The organism is Nocardia sp. NPDC050793 (genome assembly GCF_040654065.1).
GTDB lineage: Bacteria > Actinomycetota > Actinomycetes > Mycobacteriales > Mycobacteriaceae > Nocardia.
Genome location: NZ_JBFAHG010000003.1, coordinates 284,823 through 309,455, shown reverse-complemented (window position 1 = coordinate 309,455; position 24,633 = coordinate 284,823). Strand labels below are relative to the sequence as shown.

General features: G+C 70.5%; 22 protein-coding genes. 10 read left to right on the top strand and 12 right to left on the bottom strand.

Annotation, left to right across the window (positions count from 1 at the left end):
• Nucleotides 1-3: 3 nt before the first annotated feature.
• Together AB0H50_RS12055 and fabG are read right to left on the bottom strand one after the other, a co-directional pair.
• A complete protein-coding gene (locus AB0H50_RS12055) occupies nucleotides 4-429 on the bottom strand; it encodes a hypothetical protein (RefSeq protein ID WP_357450231.1) in 426 nt (141 codons plus the stop codon).
• A gap of 200 nt (nucleotides 430-629) precedes the next feature.
• A complete protein-coding gene (fabG, locus tag AB0H50_RS12050; RefSeq protein WP_357450228.1) occupies nucleotides 630-1,391 on the bottom strand; it encodes a 3-oxoacyl-ACP reductase FabG in 762 nt (253 codons plus the stop codon).
• A gap of 106 nt (nucleotides 1,392-1,497) precedes the next feature.
• Between fabG and AB0H50_RS12045 the strand changes: the two genes are divergently transcribed.
• The gene (locus AB0H50_RS12045) at nucleotides 1,498-2,118 is read left to right on the top strand and encodes a QsdR family transcriptional regulator (protein WP_357450225.1); all 621 of its coding nucleotides are present in this window, start codon (nucleotides 1,498-1,500) and stop codon (nucleotides 2,116-2,118) included.
• 154 nt (nucleotides 2,119-2,272) lie between these two features.
• Entirely contained in the window at nucleotides 2,273-3,340 is a 1,068-nt protein-coding gene (locus AB0H50_RS12040; RefSeq protein ID WP_357450222.1) for a GNAT family N-acetyltransferase, read from the top strand.
• A 92-nt stretch (nucleotides 3,341-3,432) separates the two neighbouring features.
• Here AB0H50_RS12040 and AB0H50_RS12035 read toward each other — a convergent pair whose 3' ends face one another.
• Genes AB0H50_RS12035 through AB0H50_RS12025 form a run of 3 tightly spaced genes read right to left on the bottom strand, consistent with a single transcriptional unit; the run spans nucleotide 3,433 to nucleotide 4,825 of the window.
• Complete coding sequence (locus tag AB0H50_RS12035; protein WP_357450219.1) at nucleotides 3,433-3,792, bottom strand: DUF488 family protein; 360 nt, start codon at nucleotides 3,790-3,792, stop codon at nucleotides 3,433-3,435.
• A 29-nt stretch (nucleotides 3,793-3,821) separates the two neighbouring features.
• Nucleotides 3,822-4,466: an LUD domain-containing protein gene (locus tag AB0H50_RS12030; RefSeq protein WP_357450216.1), complete on the bottom strand. Its 645-nt coding sequence runs from the start codon at nucleotides 4,464-4,466 to the stop codon at nucleotides 3,822-3,824.
• Nucleotides 4,463-4,825, bottom strand: a complete 363-nt coding sequence (locus tag AB0H50_RS12025) for a hypothetical protein (RefSeq protein WP_357450214.1) — start codon at nucleotides 4,823-4,825, stop codon at nucleotides 4,463-4,465. Before AB0H50_RS12025 ends, AB0H50_RS12030 begins: the two co-directional genes overlap by 4 nt.
• A gap of 262 nt (nucleotides 4,826-5,087) precedes the next feature.
• Between AB0H50_RS12025 and AB0H50_RS12020 the strand changes: the two genes are divergently transcribed.
• Nucleotides 5,088-5,804 (top strand): uracil-DNA glycosylase, encoded by a 717-nt coding sequence (locus tag AB0H50_RS12020; RefSeq protein WP_357451529.1) that lies wholly within the window; start codon nucleotides 5,088-5,090, stop codon nucleotides 5,802-5,804.
• A 112-nt stretch (nucleotides 5,805-5,916) separates the two neighbouring features.
• Here AB0H50_RS12020 and AB0H50_RS12015 read toward each other — a convergent pair whose 3' ends face one another.
• Complete coding sequence (locus AB0H50_RS12015) at nucleotides 5,917-7,554, bottom strand: helix-turn-helix domain-containing protein (RefSeq protein WP_357450211.1); 1,638 nt, start codon at nucleotides 7,552-7,554, stop codon at nucleotides 5,917-5,919.
• A gap of 136 nt (nucleotides 7,555-7,690) precedes the next feature.
• On the opposite strand from AB0H50_RS12015, the gene pruA reads away from it, so the two are divergent.
• The 3 genes from pruA (at nucleotide 7,691) to AB0H50_RS12000 (ending at nucleotide 11,956) form a co-directional block, all read left to right on the top strand.
• Nucleotides 7,691-9,355 carry an L-glutamate gamma-semialdehyde dehydrogenase gene (gene pruA / locus AB0H50_RS12010; protein WP_357450209.1) on the top strand — a complete coding sequence of 555 codons (1,665 nt, stop codon included), beginning with the start codon at nucleotides 7,691-7,693 and terminating at the stop codon, nucleotides 9,353-9,355.
• Complete coding sequence (locus tag AB0H50_RS12005; RefSeq protein ID WP_357450206.1) at nucleotides 9,355-10,320, top strand: proline dehydrogenase family protein; 966 nt, start codon at nucleotides 9,355-9,357, stop codon at nucleotides 10,318-10,320. The genes pruA and AB0H50_RS12005 overlap by 1 nt, the downstream gene beginning before the upstream one ends.
• 184 nt (nucleotides 10,321-10,504) lie before the next feature.
• Nucleotides 10,505-11,956, top strand: coding sequence for an amino acid permease (locus AB0H50_RS12000; RefSeq protein WP_357450203.1), 1,452 nt, complete (start codon nucleotides 10,505-10,507; stop codon nucleotides 11,954-11,956).
• 33 nt (nucleotides 11,957-11,989) lie between these two features.
• On the opposite strand, the gene AB0H50_RS11995 is transcribed toward AB0H50_RS12000, so the two are convergent.
• The gene (locus AB0H50_RS11995) at nucleotides 11,990-13,666 is read right to left on the bottom strand and encodes a hydrogenase maturation protein (RefSeq protein ID WP_357450201.1); all 1,677 of its coding nucleotides are present in this window, start codon (nucleotides 13,664-13,666) and stop codon (nucleotides 11,990-11,992) included.
• 328 nt (nucleotides 13,667-13,994) lie between these two features.
• Complete coding sequence (locus AB0H50_RS11990; protein ID WP_357450197.1) at nucleotides 13,995-14,897, bottom strand: EamA family transporter; 903 nt, start codon at nucleotides 14,895-14,897, stop codon at nucleotides 13,995-13,997.
• A gap of 329 nt (nucleotides 14,898-15,226) precedes the next feature.
• Here AB0H50_RS11990 and AB0H50_RS11985 point away from each other — a divergent pair, with 329 nt between their 5' ends.
• A complete protein-coding gene (locus AB0H50_RS11985) occupies nucleotides 15,227-15,694 on the top strand; it encodes an Lrp/AsnC family transcriptional regulator (protein WP_357451526.1) in 468 nt (155 codons plus the stop codon).
• 24 nt (nucleotides 15,695-15,718) lie between these two features.
• Here AB0H50_RS11985 and ald read toward each other — a convergent pair whose 3' ends face one another.
• The 3 genes from ald to glpK (AB0H50_RS11970) all read right to left on the bottom strand — a co-directional run bounded on the left by ald (nucleotide 15,719) and on the right by glpK (AB0H50_RS11970) (nucleotide 20,413).
• On the bottom strand, nucleotides 15,719-16,828 hold the full coding sequence (gene ald, locus AB0H50_RS11980; protein WP_357450194.1) for an alanine dehydrogenase: 1,110 nt from the start codon (nucleotides 16,826-16,828) through the stop codon (nucleotides 15,719-15,721).
• A 236-nt stretch (nucleotides 16,829-17,064) separates the two neighbouring features.
• Entirely contained in the window at nucleotides 17,065-18,819 is a 1,755-nt protein-coding gene (locus AB0H50_RS11975) for a glycerol-3-phosphate dehydrogenase/oxidase (RefSeq protein WP_357450191.1), read from the bottom strand.
• A 79-nt stretch (nucleotides 18,820-18,898) separates the two neighbouring features.
• The gene (gene glpK / locus AB0H50_RS11970; protein WP_357450188.1) at nucleotides 18,899-20,413 is read right to left on the bottom strand and encodes a glycerol kinase GlpK; all 1,515 of its coding nucleotides are present in this window, start codon (nucleotides 20,411-20,413) and stop codon (nucleotides 18,899-18,901) included.
• 140 nt (nucleotides 20,414-20,553) lie between these two features.
• Between glpK (AB0H50_RS11970) and AB0H50_RS11965 the strand changes: the two genes are divergently transcribed.
• The 3 genes from AB0H50_RS11965 to AB0H50_RS11955 all read left to right on the top strand — a co-directional run bounded on the left by AB0H50_RS11965 (nucleotide 20,554) and on the right by AB0H50_RS11955 (nucleotide 23,357).
• The gene (locus AB0H50_RS11965) at nucleotides 20,554-21,327 is read left to right on the top strand and encodes an IclR family transcriptional regulator (protein WP_357450185.1); all 774 of its coding nucleotides are present in this window, start codon (nucleotides 20,554-20,556) and stop codon (nucleotides 21,325-21,327) included.
• An 8-nt stretch (nucleotides 21,328-21,335) separates the two neighbouring features.
• A complete protein-coding gene (gene glpK / locus AB0H50_RS11960) occupies nucleotides 21,336-22,844 on the top strand; it encodes a glycerol kinase GlpK (protein ID WP_357450182.1) in 1,509 nt (502 codons plus the stop codon).
• A gap of 129 nt (nucleotides 22,845-22,973) precedes the next feature.
• Nucleotides 22,974-23,357: a DUF1304 domain-containing protein gene (locus AB0H50_RS11955; RefSeq protein ID WP_357450179.1), complete on the top strand. Its 384-nt coding sequence runs from the start codon at nucleotides 22,974-22,976 to the stop codon at nucleotides 23,355-23,357.
• A 41-nt stretch (nucleotides 23,358-23,398) separates the two neighbouring features.
• On the opposite strand, the gene AB0H50_RS11950 is transcribed toward AB0H50_RS11955, so the two are convergent.
• The gene (locus tag AB0H50_RS11950; protein ID WP_357450176.1) at nucleotides 23,399-24,625 is read right to left on the bottom strand and encodes a cytochrome P450; all 1,227 of its coding nucleotides are present in this window, start codon (nucleotides 24,623-24,625) and stop codon (nucleotides 23,399-23,401) included.
• Between the last annotated feature and the right edge of the window lie 8 nt (nucleotides 24,626-24,633).

Genomic DNA, 24,633 nt, shown 5'->3' with positions numbered 1-24,633 from the left:
GGATCAGCCGCCGAACACCACGCATCCGTGGCCGAGGTGCACGCCGGTGCCGACGGACACCGCGTAGTCGGCGGTGATGACGTCGTCCGGCGCCTGCACCACGCTGATGGTGTGCCTGCCCGGCGTTGCAGGCACCCACTTCAGCAGCGCGACCCCGCCGGTCGGCCGCACCGTGGCGAGCGGAATACCGTTGTCGTAGAAGTACACCGGCGAGACGGCGTCGGTGAGGTAGGCCTCGATCGTGTAACCGCAGCCGGTGCCGAAGTTGGTCGCGAGGCCGTAGCCGAGGTCGGGTAGAACACCGACTCCGGTCGCCGTGGCGCCCGCGGAGGGCGCCGTCGCCACGGCGATCGCGGCGGCGCCCGCACAGGCGCTCGCCACCACGGTGGATCGAATCGACCGCCGACGAGCATCGCGGTCAACGCTCATCCTGTACCCCTTCCGGGACTCCGACCCCTTCCGATGGTATCGCTCCCGCACCGGCGGATCGCGCCATCCGCCGATCATGGTGGCCGTACGCCCCGGCGAGCGCCCTGCTGCGCCGGATCAGTCGCGAGCGCCCGTGTGGCGCCGGGCCAATCGTGTGTGCCTGCGGCGCCGAGTCGGTCGCGAGCGCCTGCGGCGCCGGGTCAGTCGGTTGGCCCGCCCGCCACGTAGATGACCTGTCCGGAAACGAATCCCGCGCCCTCGCTGACCAGGAAGGAGACCGTATTGGCGATGTCCTCGGGCTTGCCGGTGCGTCCGACCGGGATCTGCTTGGCGGCCGCCTCGCGGAACTGCTCGAAGCTCACGCCGAGCCGCTCGGCGGTGGCCGCGGTCATGTCGGTCTCGATGAAGCCGGGGGCGATGGCGTTGACCGTCACGCCGAACTTGCCGAGTTCGATGGCCAGTGTCTTGGTGAAGCCCTGCATGCCTGCCTTCGCCGCGGAGTAGTTGGCCTGGCCGCGGTTGCCGAGCGCGGAGGTGCTCGACAGGTTGACGATGCGTCCCCACTTGGCCTCGGTCATGTACTTCTGCGCGGCGCGGCTCATCAGGAACGAGCCGCGCAGGTGCACGCTCAGCACCGAGTCCCAGTCGGCGACGCTCATCTTGAACAGCAGGTTGTCGCGGGTGATGCCCGCGTTGTTCACCAGCACCGCCGGCGCGCCGAGCTCGTCGGCGACGCGCTGTACGGCGGCTCCGACGGACTGTTCGTCGGACACGTCGACGCCCACCGCGAGCGCCTTGCCGCCCGCGGCCTCGATCTCATCGACCACGGGCTTGCACGCGGCCTCGTCCAGATCGAGGACCGCGACCGCGAACCCGTCCGCGGCGAGCTTGCGTGCGGTGGCGGCGCCGATGCCGCGGGCGGAACCGGTGACGATGGCCGTGCGAGAAGTCGGGGCGCTCATGGTTCTCCTGACTGTCGAGGATGGTCCCGATTCGAGGGGACATCCATAAAATACAACTCGGCCACTGCGTCTCCAATGACATGCTGGCGGCTGTACGATTCACCTGGTGACCACTTCCTCGCGACCCACCGCCACCCGATCCCCCGGACGTCCGGCTTCGGCCACTCGCGAGCAGGTCATCGAACTCGCCCGCCGGGCTTTCCTGGCCGGTGAACGCGTCGACGTACAGGCGATCGCCGCCGAGCTAGGGCTCAGCCGCGCGTCGGTCTACCGCTGGTACGGTTCGCGGGACGGTCTGCTCGGCGCGATGCTGCTCCAGGAATACGAGCAGATGATCGCCCGCGCCGACGCCAAGCGGCGGACCCGTGGCGCGGCGCGCATCCTCGACGTGCTCGACCGCGTCGCCCGCTGGGAGGCGGTGAACGAACCCTTCCGGCGCTACTTCGAGAACGAGCCGATCTCGGGCCTGCGCATCCTCACCGCCAGTGACGGACCGGTCCAGCCGCGGGCGGTCGCGGCCGTGGCCGAACTCATCGCCCGGGTGGAAGAGGAGGACGGCTACCACCCGCCCCTGGAACGAGAGCTGTTGGCGTACACGCTCGTTCGCCTGGGCGAGGCGTTCCTCTACACCGACACCGCCGCGGGCATCCGCAACGACGTCGACCGGCTGCGCGAAGTGCAGTCGGTCCTGCTCGGCCTCGCCTACCACCCCGGCGACCCCGCCTGAACGGTCCGTCCAACACAGCGATCACGCCGCACAGCGACGGCGGCACTGTCGGCGTCGAAATGGTCTGTGGGCCGGGAAAAAGCCCGAGCCGGGCGGGGTGCGGTGTGGCAATCTACAACCCGATATCCGCACGACGATCTTCGGGAGCCGACCGATGGCAGCACTTCACAAGTGGCCCACCGCTTTCGGCGCTGTTGACTACGAGCGGTTGCCCGCCGCGCTGGAGGAGCTGGCGCGTGCGCACGCGCGCCGAGCGCTGACGAGCACCGGGTCGTGCGAACCGCTCGCGCTGATCGATCAGGCCGTCTCGATCGGCGCGTGCGCCGAGGCGCTGCTCAAGGCCGTCCTCGCCGCGATCGACATCCACCTCGTGCGCGGGCAGTCGGCGGGCATCGAGACGACGCTGACGCTGGCGGGGCGGCCGGAGCATCCGGACCGGCCGCTGCCCGACATGTGGACCGTGGGCGCGCTCGAGGCCACGCAGGTGCTGAACCGCGCCACGCCCGCCTGCGTTCAGCTGCCCGAGGCACTGCTCGCGCGGATCGTCACGGTGCGTGACTCCGCCGTTCACATGGGCTTCGTGGACCGCGCCGAGAGCCAGCGCGCGCTCGCCGATCTGGTCGTTCTCGTCGATCGGGTGCTGTCGATTCGCCGCGAGCTGGGCCAGCCCGCGGACTGGGCCGCCTTCTGGTCGCCGAAGCAGCTGGAGCGAGCCGACGCGATCCTGCGCGAGCGCACCGAACCTGTCGTCGAGCTGATCGCACTCAGCGAGGACAACCTCCCGCTCCTGCTCGACGCGGCCGTCGCCGACGCCGACCCGCTCGAGGTCATGGCGCCGGTGCCGGGTCCGCCCGGCTGGACCGAACAGCGGAAGGAGGCGTTCCTCGCCTTTCACCGCGACCGCGCGCTACACCCCACCTGCCCGAACGAACGCACCTTCGTCATCACGGTCGGCGGGTTGGTCGTCGGGGCGGCGCGGCTCGAACCGCACGGCGAGGAGGTCGAGGCGGGCGTGTGGATCGGCCGTTCGCACCGCGGACGGGGCGTCGGCGGGCGCGTCGCGGCTCGGTTGCGCGAGCTCGCCGCTCGGACCGGCGCCCGCCGCGTCACCGCCGTCACCACACCGGACAACACCGCTGCGCGGCGGCTGATCCACACCGGTCTCGGCGCGCGACCGCGGGTCGAGGGCGACGAGGTCGTCGGCACCGCCGAGCTGGCCTGAAGATCCGGCGCGATCGACCGATCCGGCGCGATCGAGGCGGTGGCGCGAGCCGTCCCAGCCTGAAGCACGACTCTTCGGCGACGGAGCCGGCGTCAGTGCTCGCGCAGCTGGTCGAGCAGCACCGCGACGTGGCTGTGCGCCGGGTCCTTCGCGGCGGTCACCAGGGTGACGGGACGCTCGGCCGCCAGCTCGCGCAGTTCCCGGAGACCGCGCCGCTGCGGTTCGCCGGACAATTCGGCCTCGTAGCGCCGGGCGAACTCGGCGAAATCGGCGGCGGAGTCGTGGTGGAACCAGGAGCGCAACTCGTTCGAGGGCGTGATCTCCTTGTCCCACAGGTCGATTCGGGCCCGCTCTTTGCTGATGCCGCGCGGCCACAGCCGGTCGACCAGCACGCGGCGGCCGTCGTCGTCGCTCGGGTCCTCGTAGATCCGCTTGGTCCGGAAATCACTCACGTTCGCGTCCTTCCGCAGCGTCACCCGGTTCACTCCACGACGAGCACGATCAGCCTGCGCGGCCCGTGCACCCCCGGCGCGACGGCGTCGGCGGTCGCGGACGGGCCTGCGACCATGATGGTCTGGCGGCGCGGGTCGAGCCGGTCCATCACCTCCGGCAGCGACGGCTGGATCTGTTCGGCCCGCACCACGCAGACGTGACAGTCCGGCGCCAGCGACGACGGTCGGCGGCTCTGTCCCTCGCCGCCGTCGAGCACCAGGACGCCCACATCGGCGGCCGCGGCCGCGCACGTGGTGACCACCGCGTCGACCTGTTCCGCCTCGCCCGCCGCCGCCAGCGGACTGTCGGGGACGATGCGATGCCCTTCCTCGGCGGCCCACCCCGCCAGCCATTCGCCGGGCAGTCCGTCGGGGGCGATCACCGAGCGCACGCCGTGCTCACGCAGCGCGGCGTCCACCTGGTCCGGGATGGCCGCTGCGGTGATCCGGCGCAGCTGCGCGCCATGCTGCGCCAACCGCTCGGCGAAGAGATCGACCAGCTCGGCCAGGCCGCTGCGCTCGGCGCCGGAGCCGTAGCGGGCGGCGGCGCGCGGCACCGGCACCACCCGTTCGTCATCGGGTAGCTCGACCAGTGCGTCCCTGATCCGGCGCAGCAGATCCTCCCGGGAATTCACGTGCGCCACCGTCCGCTCGTGTTCGCCCAATATCCCACTCCCCCAGCGGTTTCCACCGCCTCACCGACGCTTTCCGGATAGGCGTCGCGATAGTACCGCACGGAAGGGACCACCGCTCGGACTTCGGCTTCGACGGTTTGCCCGCGCGATGTGAGATCGCGGCTGTATTCATCGAGCGTCGGCGTCTCGCTTGTCGCCGCGCGGCCGGCCGGGCCGGGCTGCGCGCCTCCCGAGCCGAAGAACCGTTGGACGATGCCGTCGAACGAACCGATCGAACTCGGCCAACCCTCGGTCATGTCCACCTCGCTGCGTCGCGGCGCACAATGTGCGCCGACAAGATCACGGACGGCGCCGGACAAAGACGGCACCTCAACTGGATTGCTCACGGTTCACGCTCGTGCACATCGCGTCGCCGACGCCGGTGCGACCACGGGAAATCGACCTCCCGTTCCATCGCAACGTACCGCCGTTTCACACGGGGTGGCAACCGCCCGGTTCGTGATCAAGTCGATACGGGCTAACCGGCCGCTACCTGCCGGGCGGACCTATCCTGCAGGCATGGCGACCGGCACCGGGACCGTTCCGCCGCGGCCGGGCGACGGTCGTGATCGAGTGACACCCATGTGCCACACCCTCGCCGAACTCGACGCCTCGGTCGCCGATTGCTTCGCCTGCCCGCGCCTTGTGGCATGGCGGGAACGGGTGGCGCGCGAGAAGCGCGCCGCCTTCCGCGACGAAACCTATTGGGGCCGTCCGGTTCCCGGCTTCGGCCCGGACGACGCCCGGCTGCTGATCATCGGTCTCGCGCCCGCCGCGCACGGCGGCAACCGCACCGGGCGCATGTTCACCGGCGACCGCAGCGGGGACGTGCTCTACGCCGCCATGCACGCCGTCGGCCTCGCCAACCAGCCGACCTCCGTGCGCCGCGACGACGGGCTGGAGCTGCTCGGCGCCCGCGTCACCGCGCCCGTGCACTGCGCGCCGCCGGACAACAAACCGGCACCCGACGAACGCGATCGGTGCCGCGGCTGGCTCGACCTCGAGCTCGGTCTGCTGGCGCCGACGGTGCGGGCGGTCGTGGTGCTCGGCGCGTTCGGGTGGCGGGCGGCGCTGCCCGCGCTGGCCGAGGCGGGCTGGGTGGTGCCGCGCCCGCGCCCGAAGTTCGGGCACGGCGTGCGCTACACGCTCGCGCCCGCCGTCGCGGGCCGCGCCGAGCTGGAACTGTTCGGCTGCTACCACGTCAGCCAGCAAAATACGTTCACCAAGAGGCTCACCCCCGCCATGCTCGAAGCCGTGCTGACCGACGCCAAGGCGGCAGCCGGTCTAGGTCACACCTGATTTCGTCTCACGCCACCGATGTCACCCCGGAGATCGGGAGTGAGACCAACCGGTTCCCAGGCCGCCTCTGCTGGAAGTCGTTCTCGCCCAAGCGAAATCGGCTGCGGCGAAGTCAGTTCGACGTGGAACCACTTCCGCGGCGGTGCAGGGCGAGCTGGAGTTCGAGCAGCAGGCGGTCCGCGGGGTCCGTCAGGCCGATGCCGGTGATGGACTCGGCGCGGCGCAAGCGGTAGCGCAAGGTGTTCGGGTGCACTCGTAGTGCGGCGGCCGCGTGGCGGACGTCGCCGTGCTCGCGCAGGTAGCCCTCGACGCTCTCGCCGAGTTGCGAGCCGTGGTCGCGGTCGTAGTCGAACAGCGCGCGCACCCGGGGGTCGCGGAGATCGTCGCGGGTGGCGAGCAGATCGAAGATCTCCCCGAGCAGCACGGCGGTGCGGGATTCGGCGAGGGTGGTCACCCGGCCGCGCGGGAAGGTGGCGGCGGTGCTGTCCAGCACCCGATCGACCTCGGCGCGTGCGGCGGCCACCTCGGTGAGGCCGGCGACGGGAATGGCGATGCCCGCGCGCAGGACCGCGCCGCGTCCGGCTTCCAGCTGGTCGACCAGCTGCCGGGTCCACGCGACGACCGACGACGCGGACCGGTATCCCGGCAGCAGCACGTAGACGCGGTCGCCGAGCACGGTCGCGATCGAATCGGGACGAAATGAGCTCGCGTGCAGGCGGATCACGCTGCCGAGCGCCGAATGCCGTTCCTTCGCGGGCGAATGCACGGCGAATCCGACGACGGCCGCCGGTCCGTGCACCGGGACGCGCAGCGCGCCCGCCACGGACGGTATGTCGACACCCTCGCCGTGCGTCCCGAAAAGCCTTTGCAGCAGCAGTGTTTCGGTGGACGGCGCATCCAAGGAGCGCGCGATGACGCGGGCCGCGACGGCGGCAGCGCCGCGCAACACCTCGGCGGCGTCCGGCTCGAACGGCCGGTCCCCCTGTTGCAACCAGATCGAGCCGAGCGTGCGCGACCCGCCCTCGACCGCCGTCGCGTGGATGCCGACGACCAAGCGGCGCTTGATGTTCAGTTCCTCGTGCGCGGGCAGGTCGATCACCTCGTCGCTGCGGCGCAACCGGTCGAACACGCCCCAGTCGTTCAGCACCCGCAGGTAGTCGCGCGGGCCCGCACGGCCGAGGATCGACAGGATGCGCAGTTCGTCGGCCGAGTCGTCGGAGGCCGAATAGGCGAGCACGTGCGAATGCGGGTCCTCGATGGAAACCATGCCGCCCGCGTTCTGCGCGACGATCTGGGCCAGCCCGAACAGGTCGGTGTCGGTGGTGAGCGAGTCGTCGGGGCGGCCGGCCCGGTCGAGCAGGCGGCGGGCCTGCGCCAGCACCGCGTCCCAACGCGCCTTGCGGTGCACCACGACCACCGCGACCCGAGACCGGCGGGCGGCACCGCGCACCGCGGCGGATTCGGCGGTCGACTTGAGCAGGATCGCGCGCGGTCGCTGCTCGGGCGGGCGGGCGGCGATGTCACCGAGCCAGCGTCGCACCGCCGACTCCCGCACACCCACCAGCAGCGCCATGTCCACTGGCGTCCCGGGCGCCTCGCCGAGATCGTCGCTGTCCAGCAGCGCCACCGAGCCGATCGCGACCGCGTCGCCCTCGGGCGCTTCGACCAGATCGATGACGGTGCTGTCGAGCGCGTCGAGCAGTTCGCGCAGCGGCACGCCCGCCCGGCGGCCCGGTTCCTCGGTGACCACGCTCACACCTTTCGTTCCGCTCGGCTTCGGCCGATCGGACAACAACTGACTCCCATCTTTGTCCCATCGACCGATCCTGCGCCGGGCTTTCCCGGAGTTGACTGCGCTGACCAGCTCCGACCAGGCAGGAGGATCCATGGACGCCATCGCGACCACACCCACGCCCGTCAACGAACCGGTCGGCAGCTTCGCCCCCGGCACACCCGAACGGGAGCGGCTGCACGCCGAACTGGACCGACTCGCGGCGACACCGACCGAGGTTCACCACGTCATCGGCGGCAAGCATCGCCGCACGGCGGGCCCGGCCGTCGAGGTGGTGCAGCCACATCGGCACGCCGCAGTACTCGGCACCGTCACTTTCGCCGAGCACCGAGATGTGCAGGACGCCATCGAGGCCGCCACCGCGGCCGCGGCCGGTTGGCGGGCGTTGTCGTTCGAGGACCGGGCCGCGGTGTTCCTGCGCGCCGCCGACCTGCTGGCCGGGCCGTGGCGCGAAACCCTCGCCGCCGCGACGATGCTCGGCCAATCCAAGACCGCCTACCAGGCCGAAATCGACACCCCGTGCGAGCTGGTGGACTTCTGGCGCTTCAACGTGCATTTCGCGCGCCAGATCCTGGCCGAGCAGCCGATCTCCACGCCTGGCGTCTGGAATCGGCTGGAGTACCGGCCGCTGGAGGGCTTCGTCTACGCGATCACCCCGTTCAACTTCACCGCCATCGCGGGCAATCTGCCCACCGCGCCCGCGCTGATGGGCAACACCGTGCTGTGGAAGCCCGCGCCGACCCAGGCGGTGGCCGCGTACTGGACCATGAAACTGCTGGAGGCGGCCGGCCTTCCGCCCGGCGTGATCAACCTGGTGCACGGAGCGGGCCAGGAGGTCTCGGAAGTGGCGCTGGCCGACGCGCGGCTCGCCGGTGTGCATTTCACCGGATCGACCGCGACCTTCCGCCATCTATGGCGCACAGTGGCGATGAATCTCGAACGCTACCAAGGGTATCCGCGTTTGGTCGGGGAGACCGGCGGCAAGGACTTCGTGCTCGCGCACAGCTCCGCCGATCCGGACGTGCTCAGCACCGCGCTGATCCGCGGCGCGTTCGACTATCAGGGCCAGAAGTGCTCGGCCGCCTCGCGCGCGTTCATCCCGGCCTCGGTGTGGGCGAGGATGGGCGCCGATTTCATCGACAAGGTAGGCGCGCTGACCTACGGCGACGTCACCGATTTCGGCAACTTCGGCGGTGCGCTCATCGATCGGCGCGCCTTCGACAAGAACGCCGACGCCATCGCCCGCGCGAAGGCGACTCCGGGGCTGACCATCGCGGCGGGCGGCCGGACCGACGACAGCGTGGGCTATTTCGTCGATCCGACGGTGCTGCTCGGCGACGATCCGGCCGACGAGGCGTTCCGCACCGAGTACTTCGGACCGATCCTGGCCGTGCACGTCTACGACGACTCCGCGCCCGGATCCTTCGACGCGGCAATGGAACTCGTCGACCGCGGGACCGCCTACGGACTCACCGGCTCGATCGTCGCCGACGACCGCGCCGCTGTCGCCGCGGCCACCGACCGGTTGCGCTTCGCGGCGGGCAACTTCTACGTCAACGACAAACCCACCGGCGCCGTGGTCGGCCAGCAGCCGTTCGGCGGGGCGCGCGCGTCGGGCACCAACGACAAGGCGGGGTCACCGCAGAACCTGCTGCGCTGGACCTCCGCCCGCACCATCAAGGAGACCTTCGTGCCGCCCACCGACCACCGCTATCCGCACCAGGCCCCGACGCCCGGCCTCGAGACGGAGGTGCGGTGATGCCCGCCGGACTGCTGCGGCCCGCGCTGCTCGCGGCCGCTCGCTCGCCGCGATTGGAGCGCGGCGTCACGCGGATGCGCACCACCCGCTCGCTCGTCGACCGGTTCGTGGCCGGGTCGACCGAACCGCAGGCCATCGCGGCGACCGAGGCGCTGCGGAACTCGGGCCGGTTCGTCACCATCGACTATCTGGGCGAGGACACCACCGACCCGGCCAAGGCGCGTGACACCGTCTCGCACTATCGCGAACTGCTCGCGGCGCTCGCCGAACTGCCCGCCGCCGCGGAACCGGGAATCGTTCGGCCGCTGGAGGTTTCGCTGAAGCTCTCGGCGCTCGGCCAATCCCTGCCGCGCGACGGGCACCGGATCGCCCTCGACAACGCCCGCGACATCTGCGCCGCCGCCGACGCGGCGGGAGTCGCGGTCACCGTCGACGCCGAGGACCACACCACCACGGACTCGACGTTGTCCATCGTCCGCGACTTGCGCGCGGACTTCCCCGGCACCGGCACCGTGCTCCAGGCCTACCTGCGGCGCACCGAGGCCGACTGCCGCGAGTTCGCGGGGCCGGGCTCGCGGATCCGGCTGTGCAAAGGGGCGTACCGGGAGCCGGAGTCGGTCGCGTTTCAGTCGGCCGCCGACGTGGATGCCGCCTACCTGCGGTGCCTGCGCATCCTGATGGACGGCGCGGGGTATCCGATGGTGGCCACCCACGACCCGGCGATGATCGAGGCGGCGCGGCGCTACGCCGCCGAGGCCGACCGCAAGGCGGACGAGTTCGAGTTCCAGATGCTCTACGGCATCCGCGACGCCGAGCAGCGCCGCCTCGCAGGCGACCGCCGCCAGGTCCGTGTGTACCTGCCCTACGGCGACCAGTGGTACGGCTACTTCATGCGCAGGCTCGCCGAACGGCCCGCCAACCTGGCATTCTTCCTGCGCGCGCTGGCCCCGGCCAACCGGCGCTGACGGCCCCGCGTTCCGCCCGGCTTTGTCCGATCGGCCAAGCCGGGCGGAACAATATTTATCCAACTCACCGATCACACCGCATTCGTGGTCCGATTAGCTGACAGCCATCAGTGTGATCCGCGTTACGGCGCAGGCCCCGCGACCCGGGCGTCCTGAGCCGAACGCAGCGGAGAAAGGAAGCCGCATGTCCCTCGCGGAGTTGCGCCACCAGATGTTGCGCCGCAAGCCCCTCGTCGAAGTCGAGGACGAGACGCCCACCGACGAACGGTTGGCCAAACACCTCGGCGTGTGGCAGCTCACCGCGATCGGCGTCGGCGGCATCATCGGCGCGGGCATCTTCACCCTCGCGGGCAGCGTCGCCAACAAGACCACCGGCCCAGCCGTGCTGCTGTCCTTCCTGGTGGCCGGCCTGGCCAGCGCGGCGGCGGCGCTGTGTTACGCCGAGTTCGCCGGCATGGTGCCCAAGGCCGGGTCGGCCTACACCTACGGTTACGTCTCGCTCGGCGAGTTCGTCGGCTGGTTCATCGGCTGGGATCTGCTGCTGGAGTACATCGCGGTGGCGGCGGTGGTCGCGATCGGTGTCTCCGGATATTTCGGGTTCCTGCTCGATCAGGTGGGCATCACGCTGCCGGATTGGATGCTCGGCGCCTCCGGGACCGGCGAAGGCCACGTGGTCGACGTGTTCGCGATGGTGTTCTGCCTCGGGACCGCATGGGTGCTGTCCCGCGGCATTCGCAGCGTCGGCCGGTTCGAGACGGTGGCCGTCGGCATCAAGGTCGCCCTCGTGCTGCTGATCATCGTGCTCGGCGTCTTCCAGATCGACAGCGCGAACTACACCCCCTACTTCCCGTACGGCACCGGCGCGGTGATGACCGGCGCGGCCACCGTGTTCTTCGCCGTGTTCGGCTACGACGCGATGAGCACCGCGGCCGAGGAGTCGGTCGACGGCAAGAAACATCTGCCCAAGGCGATCCTCTACTCGCTGGCCATCGCGATGGTGCTGTACGTCCTGGCCACCCTCGTGCTCACCGGCATGCAGAAGTACACCGAAATCGACCCGGAGAGCGGCTTTTCCACCGCCTTCGAGTCCGTCGGCATGCCCGGCGTCGCCAACGTCATCGCGGTCGGCGCCATCGTCGGCATCATCACCGTGGTGCTCACCTTCATGCTCGGGGTGACCAGGGTGTGGTACTCGATGAGCCGCGACGGGCTGCTGCCCGAATGGTTCGCCAAGACCCATCCGGAGCGCAAGGTGCCGACCCGCGTCACGTGGATCGTCGGCTTCGGCTCGGCCGTCCTCGCGGGTCTGCTGCCGATCGACCTGGTCGCCGAGCTCACCAACATCGGCATCCTCAGCGCGTTCGTGGTGGTCTGCGTGGCGGTGCTGGTCTTCCGCTACACCCGGCCCGAAGTGCCGCGCACCTTCCGGCTGCCGTTCATGCCGGTCGTCCCGATCGTCGGCGTGGTGTTCTCGGTGTGGCTGATCCTGTCGCTGCCGTGGGAGACCTGGGCGCGCTTCGGAACCTGGCTGGTGATCGGCTTGGTGATCTATCTCGGGTACTCGCGCACCCACTCCAAGCTCCAGCAGACCGGTCCCGCCGCACCGCCTCCGGCCGATGAGCGCGCCCGGGCATAACCGACCGTTCGAGGCGAGTCGGCCGCGCGCGGGTCAGCCGAGGAGATGCGGCGGGGTCACGGCCGGAGGCACTTTGTGCACGAAGTCCCGCCGCAGCGCGTGGTACGGCTGGCCCGGAGCGAAGTCGCGATGCATCCGGGCCAGTTCCTCGTCGCGATAGGCGTTCAGCGGTTTGGCCGACTCGTCGGTGGCGCGGCGTTGCTTCTTCGCCACGAGGCGCTGCACCAACTCCGCGCTACCCGCCAGGCGTGCGGCCGCTCGTCGTGTCGAATTCCAGAAGGTTTCGGCATCGCCGGGGACGACACGGTCCGCCAGGCCGAGCGCCGCGGCCGCGGCGGCTCCGACCGGGAGCGCCTCCCGAGTCAAGCGCTCGGCCTCTGTCGCGCCGACGCGCCGGGGCAGCAGATAGGTCCAGTACTCCGAACCGTGCAGGCCCATCAGGCGGTAGTGCGGGTTCAACACCACCGACTCGCGACACCACACCTCGTCCGCGGCCAGTGCCAGCATCACGCCGCCCGCCGCCGCGTTTCCCGCGAGCGCGGCGATCACGAGCTTGTCCGTGGTGGTGAGGATCGCCTCCACGACCTCGTTCATCGCGGTGATGTTGAGCCAGGATTCGACCGCCGGGTCGGCGGCCGCCTCGATGACGTTCAGGTGGATGCCTGTGCAGAAGATGTCGCGGGCCGAGCCCAAGACGAGCACGTCGATCGGTCGCGCACAAGCCTGCCGGTACGCCGCCAGCAGCGTGCGGCTTTGGCGGGTGCTCAGCGCGCCGCCGGGAAAGGAGAACTCGAGGTAGCCGACGGCGCCCTCCTCCCGGTAGCGCAGCTCGGACCAGGTGTCCCGAACGGCGGCCGCCTCGGGTGTCACTGGTATTTCCGGAATGGATGCGGGCAACGCGGAACCGAGCGCGTCTGTGGCGGGCCGCTTGAATGTCGGCGGGCCGCCCGCCGCGCGGCGAGGGCGCAGCTGGGGCACCCACACCGCGCCGTCGCCGGTCGCCAGGCAGATCGCGCCGTCGCGGGTGGCGACGATCGTGCCGGGGCTGCCCCGCAGCCGGTCCTCATGGTGGCCGCCGTGCAGGTAGAACTCCCGCCCGTACAGCTCGTCCAGCACGCCCGGCTGTGAATCGGCGGCGCGCAGCTTCCGCAGCACGACCGCCGTCTCGTCGGCCGCCCAGTCGATTCGGCGGTATCGCTGGTCGTGATAGGGCCGCAGCCGTCCCCTGACGTCCGGCCGGAGGCAGTCCGGCGGTTCCGGCTCGAATCGGCCGCGGGCGAATCGACCGAGTGCGATCAGTACGGCCCGCACCGCGGCATCCGCGACCTCGTTGCGATAGAGCTCGCTCTTGCCGCAGGCCGCGAGGGTGCACGGCACAGAAGCCCAGACAGGTCCCGCGTCGAACTCCTCGACCGCCTGCAACACGGTCACACCCCACTCGCGTTCACCGTCGTGAATGGCCCAATCGAGGGACGAGGGCCCGCGATCACCCACCGGTCCCGGGTGCACGATGAGGACGGTGTACGCGGACCAGATGTCCTTCGGTATCGCGGTGGTCAGCATGGGCGCCACGATCACTTCCGGGCGGAACGCCGCCACCCCCGCCCGCAACGCCTCGTCGCCGAGCGCCAGTTCGACGCCGACGTGATGGTCGCGGGCACGCAGTTCGGCGTGGATGCGCTGGGTGAGGCTGTTGAATGCACTGGCCACCAAAAGAATTCGCAAAGGGACCCTCCATCGTGTGGTAGAGAGCTTTTACGTCTTCCACAGACAACACTCGGTGCGACGATCCGCGCGCTCGTTGACGTTCGCCTTCACCATTGCGACTGCGCGGTTGCCCGACGAAATCGGCGTTATGGAACATCCGGGTCGACAATGCGGAAATCGCGCGCGATGAACAGGTACTTCTCGAGCGGGAACGCCAATTCGAAAGCTGTGCCATTATCGCTCGAGTCGAATCGACCGGCCCGCAAATCTGCGATTCGAAGCCCAACGGGCGCGGGTCCGGCACCGAATCCGATCCCGGACCCGCGACTGTTCACTCCGCGCGGCTCGACCGAGCAGGCGCGAGCGTGAGCAGCGCCAGCCCCGCGCCCAAAACCGCCAGGCCGCACCACGATACGAGCGGAAGGCGCTCGCCGACGATCACCACGCCCAGCACCGCGGCGACGGCAGGCTCGGCGAGGGTGAGCGTGGTGGCCACCTCCACCGGCGTGTGTCGCAGACCGTAGCCGAAGAGCCGGTAGGCCAGGAACGTGGTGAAGAAGGCCAGATGCACCGCGACCGCCGCCCCGCGCACCGTGCCGAGCCAGGCGGTGTCCGCCGCGAGCAGTACCGGAAGCACCAGCAGCCCGGCCACGCCGAACAGCACGCCCATCACCGTGCCGGAGGGGTGGCCGCGACCGATCAGCTCCCCGCCGATCCGTGAGTACAGCACGTAGGTCAGTCCGGCGAGGACGGCGAGTGCGACACCGAGCCCGTCCACCCCGCCCGGCGCTCCGGTGAAACGAGGACCGAGCACGAGGACGGCGCAGCCGAGGACCGCGGCCGCGGTGGCGCAGACCCAGTGCGTACTCGGCAGGGAGCGGTCGCGCAGCCCGGCGATCAGGCCCGCGAAAACCGGTGCGCTACAGAGCGCTACGACCGTCGCGACGGCCACACCCGTGCGCGCGACCGCCGGGTAGAACGTGAGCGGATATCCCGCGACGGCGACCGCGCCCACGGTCAGCGACCGCCACTCGGGGCCGCTGAAGGAGGGACGGGCGCCGAGGCCGGTCAGGACGAGCAGCAGCCCGCCGAGCGCGAGCCCGGCTGCGCCGACGGCCGCCGCGGGCGCGCCGCCGGGGGCGAGCGAACTGGCCGTTCCGGTGCTGCCCCACAGAACGGCGGCGGTGAGGATGGGCAGGGGCCCGCGCAGCGGGACGATGACGTGGTCGGACACGACGGTGCACTTCCGTTCTCGAATTCCAGGAGGGTGGGAATCGAAACGAGCGCACGACCGTGCTCCTGACCGCCCGATGGCAGGCCGGAATGCGAAACGGATTCGCCGCGGGTGCGCCCGTCAGGCGACCGGTGGCGGCGTGACGGCGTGCCAGTAGGTGTCCACGACGTCGATGATAGCCACGGGAGCCGGCCCCTCCTCGATCGCGTCCGATCGAGGATTGTTCGGACGATCGGGCTCGGAATCGAATCCCATTCGCTACGATCGAGTCGGTGTCCAGCAAGGATTCAGCCGCACCTCGATCGCAGACCGCCCCGCGCCGGGCCCGCATGCCGGTCCCCCTCGACGACGTCGACCGCATCCTGCTCGACCAACTGGCGCGCGACGGCCGCATCACCAACAACGCACTGGCGGCGGCGGCCGGTATCGCGCCGTCGACCTGCCTGGGGCGAGTGCGGGCGCTGGTGGAGCGCGGCGTGATCCGCGGCTTCCACGCCGATATCGATCCGGCTGCCCTCGGACGCGGCTTGCAGGCGATGATCGCGGTACGGCTGCACGGGAATTCGCGTCAGCATCTCGCCGAGTACGGCAAGCGGCTCGCGACGCTGACCGAAGTGCTCAATGTGTATTTCATCGCGGGCGCCGACGACTACCTCATCCACGTCGCCACCGAGAACACCGACGAGCTGCGCGGTTTCGTACTCGAGCACCTGAGCGCCGACCCCGCGGTGTCCTCGACGGAGACGATCCTCATCTTCGAGCACCTACGCCCGCAGACACCGGTGCCCGGCCGCTGAGCGCGGCGGCCGGACGCGCGGCGCTCAGGCGGCGACGAGCCGCTCCGCGGTGTAACCGTGTGCGGCGGCGACGGATTCGGACAGCAGCATCCCCTCGTGGGTGCTCAGCCCCGCGGCCAGGCCGGGATCGGCGGCGGCAGCGGCGCGCCAGCCGCGCTCGGCGACAGCGATGACGTACGGCAGGGTGGCGTTGGTGAGCGCCACCGTGGACGTGTTCGGCACCGCGCCCGGCATGTTCGCGACGCAGTAGAACACCGAATCGTGCACCCGGTAGGTGGGTTCGGCGTGGGTGGTCGGGCGGGAATCGGCGAAGCAGCCGCCCTGGTCGATGGCGATGTCGACCAGCACGGAGCCCGGCTTCAACTGGGCGACGAGGTCGTGCGACACCAGCTCGGGCGCCTTCGCGCCCGGCACAAGCACCGCGCCGATCACCAGATCCGCCTCGCGCACCAGGTTCTCGACCTCGAGCGCGTTGGAGACGACGGTGCGCACGTGCCCGTGGTACTGCTCGTCGACCTCGCGCAACCGGGCGATGTTCACGTCCAGCACGGTGACCTCCGCACGCATCCCGACCGCGACGGCGATCGCGTTGCGGCCCGCCACTCCCGCGCCGAGCACCACGACCTTCGCGGGGCGCACCCCGGGCACCCCGCCCATCAGCACGCCGCGGCCGCCCTCGCTGCGCATCAGGTGGTACGCGCCCGCCTGCGGCGCGAGCCTGCCCGCGACCTCGCTCATCGGGGCCAGCAACGGCAGGCCGCCGTCGCGGCCGGTCACGGTCTCGTAGGCGAGGGCGGTGACACCGGACGTCAGCAGCGCGTCGGTGCACTCCCTCGACGCGGCCAGGTGCAGATAGGTGAACAACATCTGCCCGGCGCGCATCCGCGAATACTCCTCGGCCACCGGCTCTTTCACCTTCAGCACCAGGTCCGCGGCGGCCCAGACCTCGTCGGCCGTCGGCAGCACGCGCGCGCCGACGTATCCGTAGGCCGCGTCCTCGAAGGCCGATCCGGCGCCCGCCCCGGCCTCGAGGAACACTTCGTGTCCGCGAGCGACAAGTTCACGGACACCGGCGGGCGTGCACGCCACTCGGTACTCGTGATTCTTGACCTCGCGGGGGATCCCGATCTTCATCAGCACTCCTGTCGTCTCGTCGGCGTTCGAGTCAGAGCGAATCCCTATCGATAGGGATCGCGACAGGTCTCAGTATGAAAATTCTGCGAGATCAGATCCAGTAATCCGAAGATGATTCTCTAATTGGGCGATACACACGCGTGATCAACGAGACAGCTCGCTACTACGGTAGCCCGGTCGAATCATCTTCGCCCCGTTCCGCCGGGGTCCGGGCGCGGAGGCCGCGCCCGGACCGGCTACACGGATACCCGGTCCCCTTCCTGCGCCCCCGCGATCCCCCGCGAGTCCGGCGCGCTGAGCCGCACCACGTCGGCCGACCGGTCGTCGGGCTGCTCGTTGGCGCGCAGCTCGGCCTCGACGCGGACCCGGTAGGTCTCGATCTCGCGCTCGACTCGCTCCTCGTCCCAGCCGAGGTACGGGGCGACCAGCCGCGCGACCTCGGCCGCGACCAGGACGCCGCGGTCGCCGGTCTCCACCGAAAGGCGGGTGCGGCGGGTGAGGATGTCGTCGAGGTGCAGGGCGCCCTCGTGGGTCACCGCGTAGACGATCTCGGCCCGCAGGTAACGGGAATTGCCCAGCGGGGCACCGAGTTCCGGCTGCGCTGCGATGATCTCGCGCAGCTCCGTCACCGCGCTGCCGTACCGGCCGAGCAAGTGCTCCACGGTCGCGAGGTCGACGCCGAACTCGTCGGCCAGCCGGGCCCGGGAGAACGAGAGCTCGCGGTACCCGTCGGCGCCGACCAGCGGCACCCGCTCGGTGCACGACCGGGCCACCCGCCCCGGCAGATCCGCGACCGCGGCGTCGATGGCGTCCTTGGCCATCACCCGGTAGGTGGTGTACTTGCCGCCCGCGACGATCACCAGGCCGGGCACCGGCGTCGCCACCGTGTGCTCCCGCGAGAGCGCGCTGGTCTGCTCGGAAGCGCCCGCCAGCAGGGGCCGCAAACCGGCGTAGACGCCGACGATGTCGTCGTGGTCGATCGGCTGCTCCAGCAGCCGATTCACCTGGGCGAGAATGTAATCGATATCGGCGCGGGTGGCGGCGGGGTGGGCCAGGTCGTGGTCCCAGTCGGTGTCGGTGGTGCCGATGACCCAGTGGTCCTCGCTCCACGGGCACGGGATCACGAACAGCAGGCTCTTCTCGGTCTCGGTGATCAGGCCGGTCTCCGAGTCGATCCGGTCGCGCGGGACGACGATGTGCACGCCCTTGGAGGTGCGGATACGGAAATCGCTCGACCCGCCGAGCATCTCCTGGATCTCGTCGGTCCACGGACCGGCCGCGTTCACCGTGCGCTTGGCGCGGACCGGGATGTGCCTGCCGCTCTCCAGGTCGTGCACGATCGCGCCGACGATCCGGCCGTCCTCGCGCAGGAAGTCGACGACCCTGGCGCTGGAGGCGACCAGCGCGCCGTGGCTCGCGGCGGTGCGCGCCAGCATCATGGTGTGGCGCGCGTCGTCGAGCTGACCCTCGTAGAAGCTCACGCCGCCGCGCACCGCGCCGCGCTTCGCTCCGGGGAAGCGCCGCAACGTGGCCCGCTTACCCAGATGCCGATGATGCTGCGGCACACCGCGTCCCGCGCCGAGCACGTCGTACACGCCGACGCCCGCACCCACCCAGGCCCGGTCGAGGCCGGGGCGTTCCAGCGGGTAGACGAACTCCACGGGCTTGGCCAGGTGCGGCGCCAGGGTTTCCAGGATCAGCGAACGCTCCCGCAGCGCCTCGAAGACCAAGGCGAAGTTGAGCTGCTTGAGGTAGCGCAGGCCGCCGTGGACCAGCTTCGACGACCGGCTGGAGGTGCCGGAGGCGTAGTCGCGGGCCTCTACCAGGCCGACGCTGAGCCCGCGGGTCACCGCGTCGAGCGCGGCTCCCGCACCGACCACGCCCGCCCCGATGACCAGCACGTCCAGTTCGGCGCTCGCCATGGCGTCCAGGGCGCGGGTGCGCTCGTCCGGGCTCATCGCGACCGGTGAGGTGAGAGAACGGTCGACCATGTCGGTCTCCTTCTGTGTTCGAAAAGTGGTGCGCGCGTGCGCAAGTGGTCGGTGGGCGCGAGTTGCCGGTGGCACGGCGTCAGTGCGTGGGCGCCCAGTCGAGGGTGCGGCCGATGGCCTTGTGCCAGCCCTCGTATCCGGCGGCCCGCTGGTCCTCGGTCCACTCCGGTCGCCAGCGCGCGGATTCGCGCCAGTTCTTTCGCAATTCGTCGGTGCCGCCCCAGAATCCGACGGCGAGGCCCGCGGCGTAGGCGGCGCCGAGAGCGGTGGTCTCCGACACCACAGGACGGCTGACCGGCACGCCGAGCACGTCGGCCTGGATCTGCATACAGAGGTTGTTGGCGGTGACTCCCCCGTCCACCTTGAGGACCTCCAGCGCCACCCCGGAGTCCTTGAACATCGCGTCGGCGACGTCGCGGGTCTGGTAGCAGATCGCCTCCAGGGTGGCCCGCGCGATGTGCGCGTTGGTGGCGTACCTGGTCAGCCCGACGATCGCGCCGCGCGCGTCGGAGCGCCAGTGCGGCGCGAACAAGCCGGAGAACGCCGGGACGAAGTACACGCCGCCGTTGTCGGCGACCTCCCCCGCCAAAGTCTCGCTCTGCGAGGCGCCTTGGATGATGCCGAGCTGATCGCGCAGCCACTGCACCGCCGAGCCGGTGACGGCGATGGAGCCTTCCAGCGCGTACACCGGAGCCTGTCCGGCGAACTGGTAGCAGACGGTGGTGAGCAGCCCGTTCTTCGAACGCACCGGCGTGCCCCCGGTGTTGAGCAGGAGGAAATTACCGGTGCCGTAGGTGTTCTTGGCCTCGCCCGGGGACAGGCACACCTGCCCGATCATCGCCGCCTGCTGATCGCCGACGGCCGCGGCGACCGGAACCTCGCCTGCCAGCGGGCCGTGCGCGGTGGCGCGACCGTAGCCCTCGGGCACCGCGGATGGGCGGATGGTCGGCAGCATGGCGCGCGGAATGTCGAACAGCGCCAGCAGTTCGTCGTCCCAGTCCAGGGTTTCCAGGTCCATCAGCATGGTGCGGCTGGCATTGGTCACGTCGGTGACGTGCACGCCGCCGTGGACGCCGCCGGTGAGATTCCAGAGCAGCCACGTGTCGATGGTGCCGAACAGTGCCTCGCCGCGCTCGGCCGCGGCGCGCAGGCCGTCGACGTTCTCCAGCAGCCAGCGGATCTTGCCGCCCGCGAAGTAGGTGGCGGGCGGCAGCCCGGTGCGGTGCCGGATCAGTTGTCCCGCACGTGATTCCAGCTCGGCGGCAATCCGGTCGGTGCGGGTGTCCTGCCAGACGATGGCGTTGTGGTACGGGCGTCCGGTGCGCCGATTCCAGACGACGGTGGTCTCGCGCTGGTTGGTCACGCCGATCGCGGCCAGGTCGGCGGCGCGCAGGCCGTGCGAGTTCAACGCGGTCTGGATGACGGCCGAGGTGCGTTCCCAGATCTCGACCGGGTTGTGCTCGACCCAGCCGGGCCGCGGCAGGATCTGCTCGTGTTCGAGCTGGTGCCGGGCGACGACGGCACCCGCGTGGTCGAAGACCATGAAGCGGGTGCTCGTGGTGCCCTGGTCGACCGCACCGATGAGGTCTGGCATGCGTTCTCTCCATTTGTCCGTTGCCCGCCGCGCGTGGCGGCCGGTACCCATGCCGAAGGTAGGCAGCGGGCGATGCCGCGACAACGGTGCTCGTTCGACATTGTCGAACGTTGTGGGTCGTCGGCAGTAGAGTCGACTCCGTGCCGGGCCCCATTCAGTCGATCGAACGCGCCGCCGCGATCCTGCGCGTAGTGGCGGAGGCGCCCTTCGGCGTCGGCGTCAGCGAGCTCGCGGGCGCGCTCGGTCTGCCCAAGGCGACGGCGCACGGTCTGCTGCGCACCTTGCAACGGGTCGGCTACATCGAGCAGGACGACAGCACCGGCAAATATTTGATCGGCGCCGCCGCGCTCGGGCTCGCCGACGCCCGGCTCGACACCAACGTGCTGCGCTCCTACGCGATGAGCTGGGCCGACACGCTGGCCGCGCGATCCGGCGAATCGGTGCGGATCGGGGCGCTGCGGGGCGAGGGCGTCTCGATCGTGCACCACGTGTTCCGGCCCGACGGCACCGAGCAGACCCTCCGCGTCGGCGTCGAACTTCCGTTGCACGCGACCGCGCTCGGCAAGGTGCTGCTGGCCTACACGCCCGGCCTGACCGAACGCGTCGCGGGAGCGCCGCTGCCCGCCTACACCCGGCGCACCGTGACGGCGCCGCGCGCGGTGCACGCCGAGATCGCGCGGGTACGCGCGCAGGGCTACGCCGAGGACGTCGCCGAATTCGCCTTCGAGCGCGCCTCGGTGGCGGCGCCGCTGCGCGACGCGGGCGGACGCGTGGTAGGCGCGCTCGCCGTGGTGGGCGCCGTCGACCGGATCACCGATCCGGGCGTCCGCCCTCGGCTCATCGAGCTGGTGCGCACCACCGCGAGCGCCGTTTCCCGCGATCTGAGCGCCGAACGGCCGCGGGTGGGCCGATGAGCGAACGCATGAGCACACGCGCCCGCTATGTGATGGCTATCGACCAGGGCACCACGTCCAGCCGGTCGATCCTGTACGACGCGGCGGGACAACTGGTTTCGATCGCGCAGCGCGAGCACCGGCAGCTCTACCCTGCCGCGGGACGGGTCGAGCACGACGCCGCCGAGATCCGCCGCCATGTCGCGGCGTTGGTCGACCGGGTCATCGCCAAGGCGGGCGTGGCCACCGACCAGGTGGTGGCGATCGGCATCGCCAACCAGCGCGAGACCACCGTGCTGTGGGACCGCGAGACCGGCGCGCCGATCGGCAACGCGATCGTCTGGCAGGACACCCGCACCGAGGACCTCGTCACCCGGCTCGCCCGCCGCCCCGAAGCCGAGGAGGTGGTCCGGCGCTGCGGCCTGCCGCTGCTGAGTTACTTTGCGGCGCCGCGCATCCGGTGGCTGCTGGACCGGGACGAGCGGCTGCGGGAGCGCGCCGAGCGTGGCGCGGTGCTGTTCGGCACGATGGACAGCTGGCTGATCTGGAACCTCACCGGCGGCCCGCGCGGCGGCGTGCACGTCACCGACGTGACCAATGCCGGGCGCACCATGCTGATGAATCTCGGCACCCTGGACTGGGACGACCGGCTGCTCGACTTCTTCGGCATCCCGCGCGCGATGCTGCCCGGCATCCGGTCCAACGCCGAGGTGTACGGCCACACCGAGGCGGGCATTCCGATCGCGGCCGCGCTGGGCGATCAGCAGGCGGCCCTGTTCGGCCAGACCTGTTTTGCCGCCGGTGAGGCCAAATGCACCTACGGCACCGGCAGTTTCCTGCTCACCAACACCGGAACGACGCCGGTGCGCTCCACCCACGGACTGCTCACCACGGTGGCGTTCCAGATCGGCGGCGAACCCGCCCGGTACGCGCTGGAGGGTTCGATGGCCGCGACCGGGACGCTGGTGCAGTGGCTGCGCGACCGGCTCGGGCTGATCGAGGCCGCGCCCGAAATCGAAACGCTCGCAAGCACCGTCGAGGACAACGGCGGCTGCTACGTGGTGCCCGCGTTCTCCGGGCTGTTCGCGCCGCGCTGGCGGTCCGAGGCGCGCGGGGTCATCGCCGGGCTCACCTCCTACATCACCAAGGGGCATCTGGCCCGCGCGGTGCTCGAGGCCACCGCGTGGCAGACCAGAGAAGTGGTCGACGCAATGAACGCCGACACCGGCTACGCGCTCGCCGAACTGCGCGTCGACGGCGGCATGACCTCCAACAACCTGCTCATGCAACAGATCTCGGACGCGCTCGGGGTGCCGGTCGAACGGCCGCTGTTCTCCGAGACGGTCTCGCTCGGCGCGGCCTACGCCGCGGGCCTCGCGGTCGGTCTCTGGCCCGACATGACAGGGCTGCGCCGCAATCGGAGCACCGCGAGCCGGTGGCTGCCGACCATGCCGGAGCAGCGCCGGGAGCGTGAGTACCGCAGATGGTCGCGCGCCGCCGAGCTCACCTACAACTGGAACGAGCCGGGCGAGGCCTGAACCGCGAGCGGAGCCCGTCGGCGCGTCGGCAAGTCGTTCGCCGCGCCGACGTTACGGTGCTGGAAGCAAAGGCTCGAATTCGTCCGGTACACCGCGTCGCCGCGTCGGCGCCCACCGAGGAGGGGCATCGTGCTCACGGTCGTCCAGATACTCGCCGTGCTCGCGGCGCTGCTGCACGGCTACATCTTCGTGCTCGAATCACTGCGCTTCGCCGAGCCGAAGGTGTACGCGGGGACGTTCCACGTCGAGCGAGCGGATCTCGCGGCCGTCCAGCCCTGGGCCTTCAACCAAGGCTGGTACAACCTGTTTCTCGCGATCGGCACGTTGATCGGCGCGCTGCTGTTGCCCACACTCCCGCAGGCCGGCTGGGCGCTGCTGCTGATCGGTTGCGGGTCGATGGTCGCCGCGGCGGGCGTCCTGGTGGCGACCGACCGGCGTTTCGTCAAAGCCGCCCTGATACAAGGGACACTGCCCGCCCTCACCCTGCTCGCGGGACTCCTCACACAGATCTGAACGCGGGGAGAGGACGCCGAGTGTCCCTCCCCGCGAGCGCACTACGGGTTCAGGTACACCGGCAGGCGGCGATGACCGTTGGAGATGAAGCTCGCCACCGTGCCGAGTTCCTCCGCCGCGGCGGCCAGCCGCATGTTCGGGAACCGCTCGAAGATCGCGGGCAGCGACACGGCGGCCTCCATGCGCGCCAGCGGAGCCCCGAGGCAGTGGTGCGCGCCGTAACCGAAAGCGAGGTGATCCTTTTCGGCGCGGTGGACGTCGAAGACGTCGGCGGTGTCGCCGTGCACCTTCGGGTCGCGGTTGGCGGTCACGTAGGACGCCAGGATCGGCTCGCCCTTCGCGATGCGGACGCCGCCGTCGAGTTCGATGTCGTCGACGGCGTAGCGCAGCGGCAGGTGCGCGACCGGCGCCTCGAACCGCAGCGACTCCTCGATCAGATCGGACCACGCGGCCCGCTCCTCGAGCAGGTCGGTGCGCTGCTCCTGATGGGTCAGCAGCGCGTAGATGGCCTGGTCGAGCAGGTTGACCGTGGTCTCGTGGCCCGCGCTGATCACCAGCAGCAGCGTGTCGATCAGCTCCTGGTCGGTGAGCTGGGCGCCGTCCTCGTCGTCGCGATGCGAGATGAGCAGGCTGGTCATGTCGTCGCCGGGCTGCTCGCGCCGGTAGGCGACGAGCTCGCCGAGGATCCGGTACATCTCCATGTAGTTGGCCTGCGACTCCTCGGGAGTGAGCGAGGTGTCGAAGATGCCGTCCACGCAGGTGCGCAGACCCGCGTTCAGCGACTCCGGCACACCCATCAGCTCCGAGATCACTTGGATCGGCAGCGGATACGCGAAACCCTCCCGCAGATCCACCGGCTCACCCGCGGGCGCGGCGGCCAATTCGTCGAGCAGTGCCGCGGTGATGGCCTCGATGCGCGGGCGCATCGCCTCGGTGCGGCGATGGGTGAACGCGGGCGCCACCAGCTTGCGTAGTCGCCGGTGTTCGGCGCCGTAGGCGGTGAACATGTTGTTCACCGCCACCCACAGGAACAGCGGCCAGTCCTGCGGGATCTCGCCGTTGATGAACGCGGGCCAGTGCTGGCGCGCGTCCTTGGACACCCGAGGATCGACCAGCAGCTTCTTCAGCAGTTCGGCATCGGTTATCGACCAGGCCCGGACGCCGCCGGGCAGCTCGACGAGCACGACCGGTCCGCGTTCGCGCAGCCGCGCGGACTCGCCCTGGATATCGGCGCCGGTGGGATCGAGGACGAGGGGCTGACTGTCCATCGGGGGCA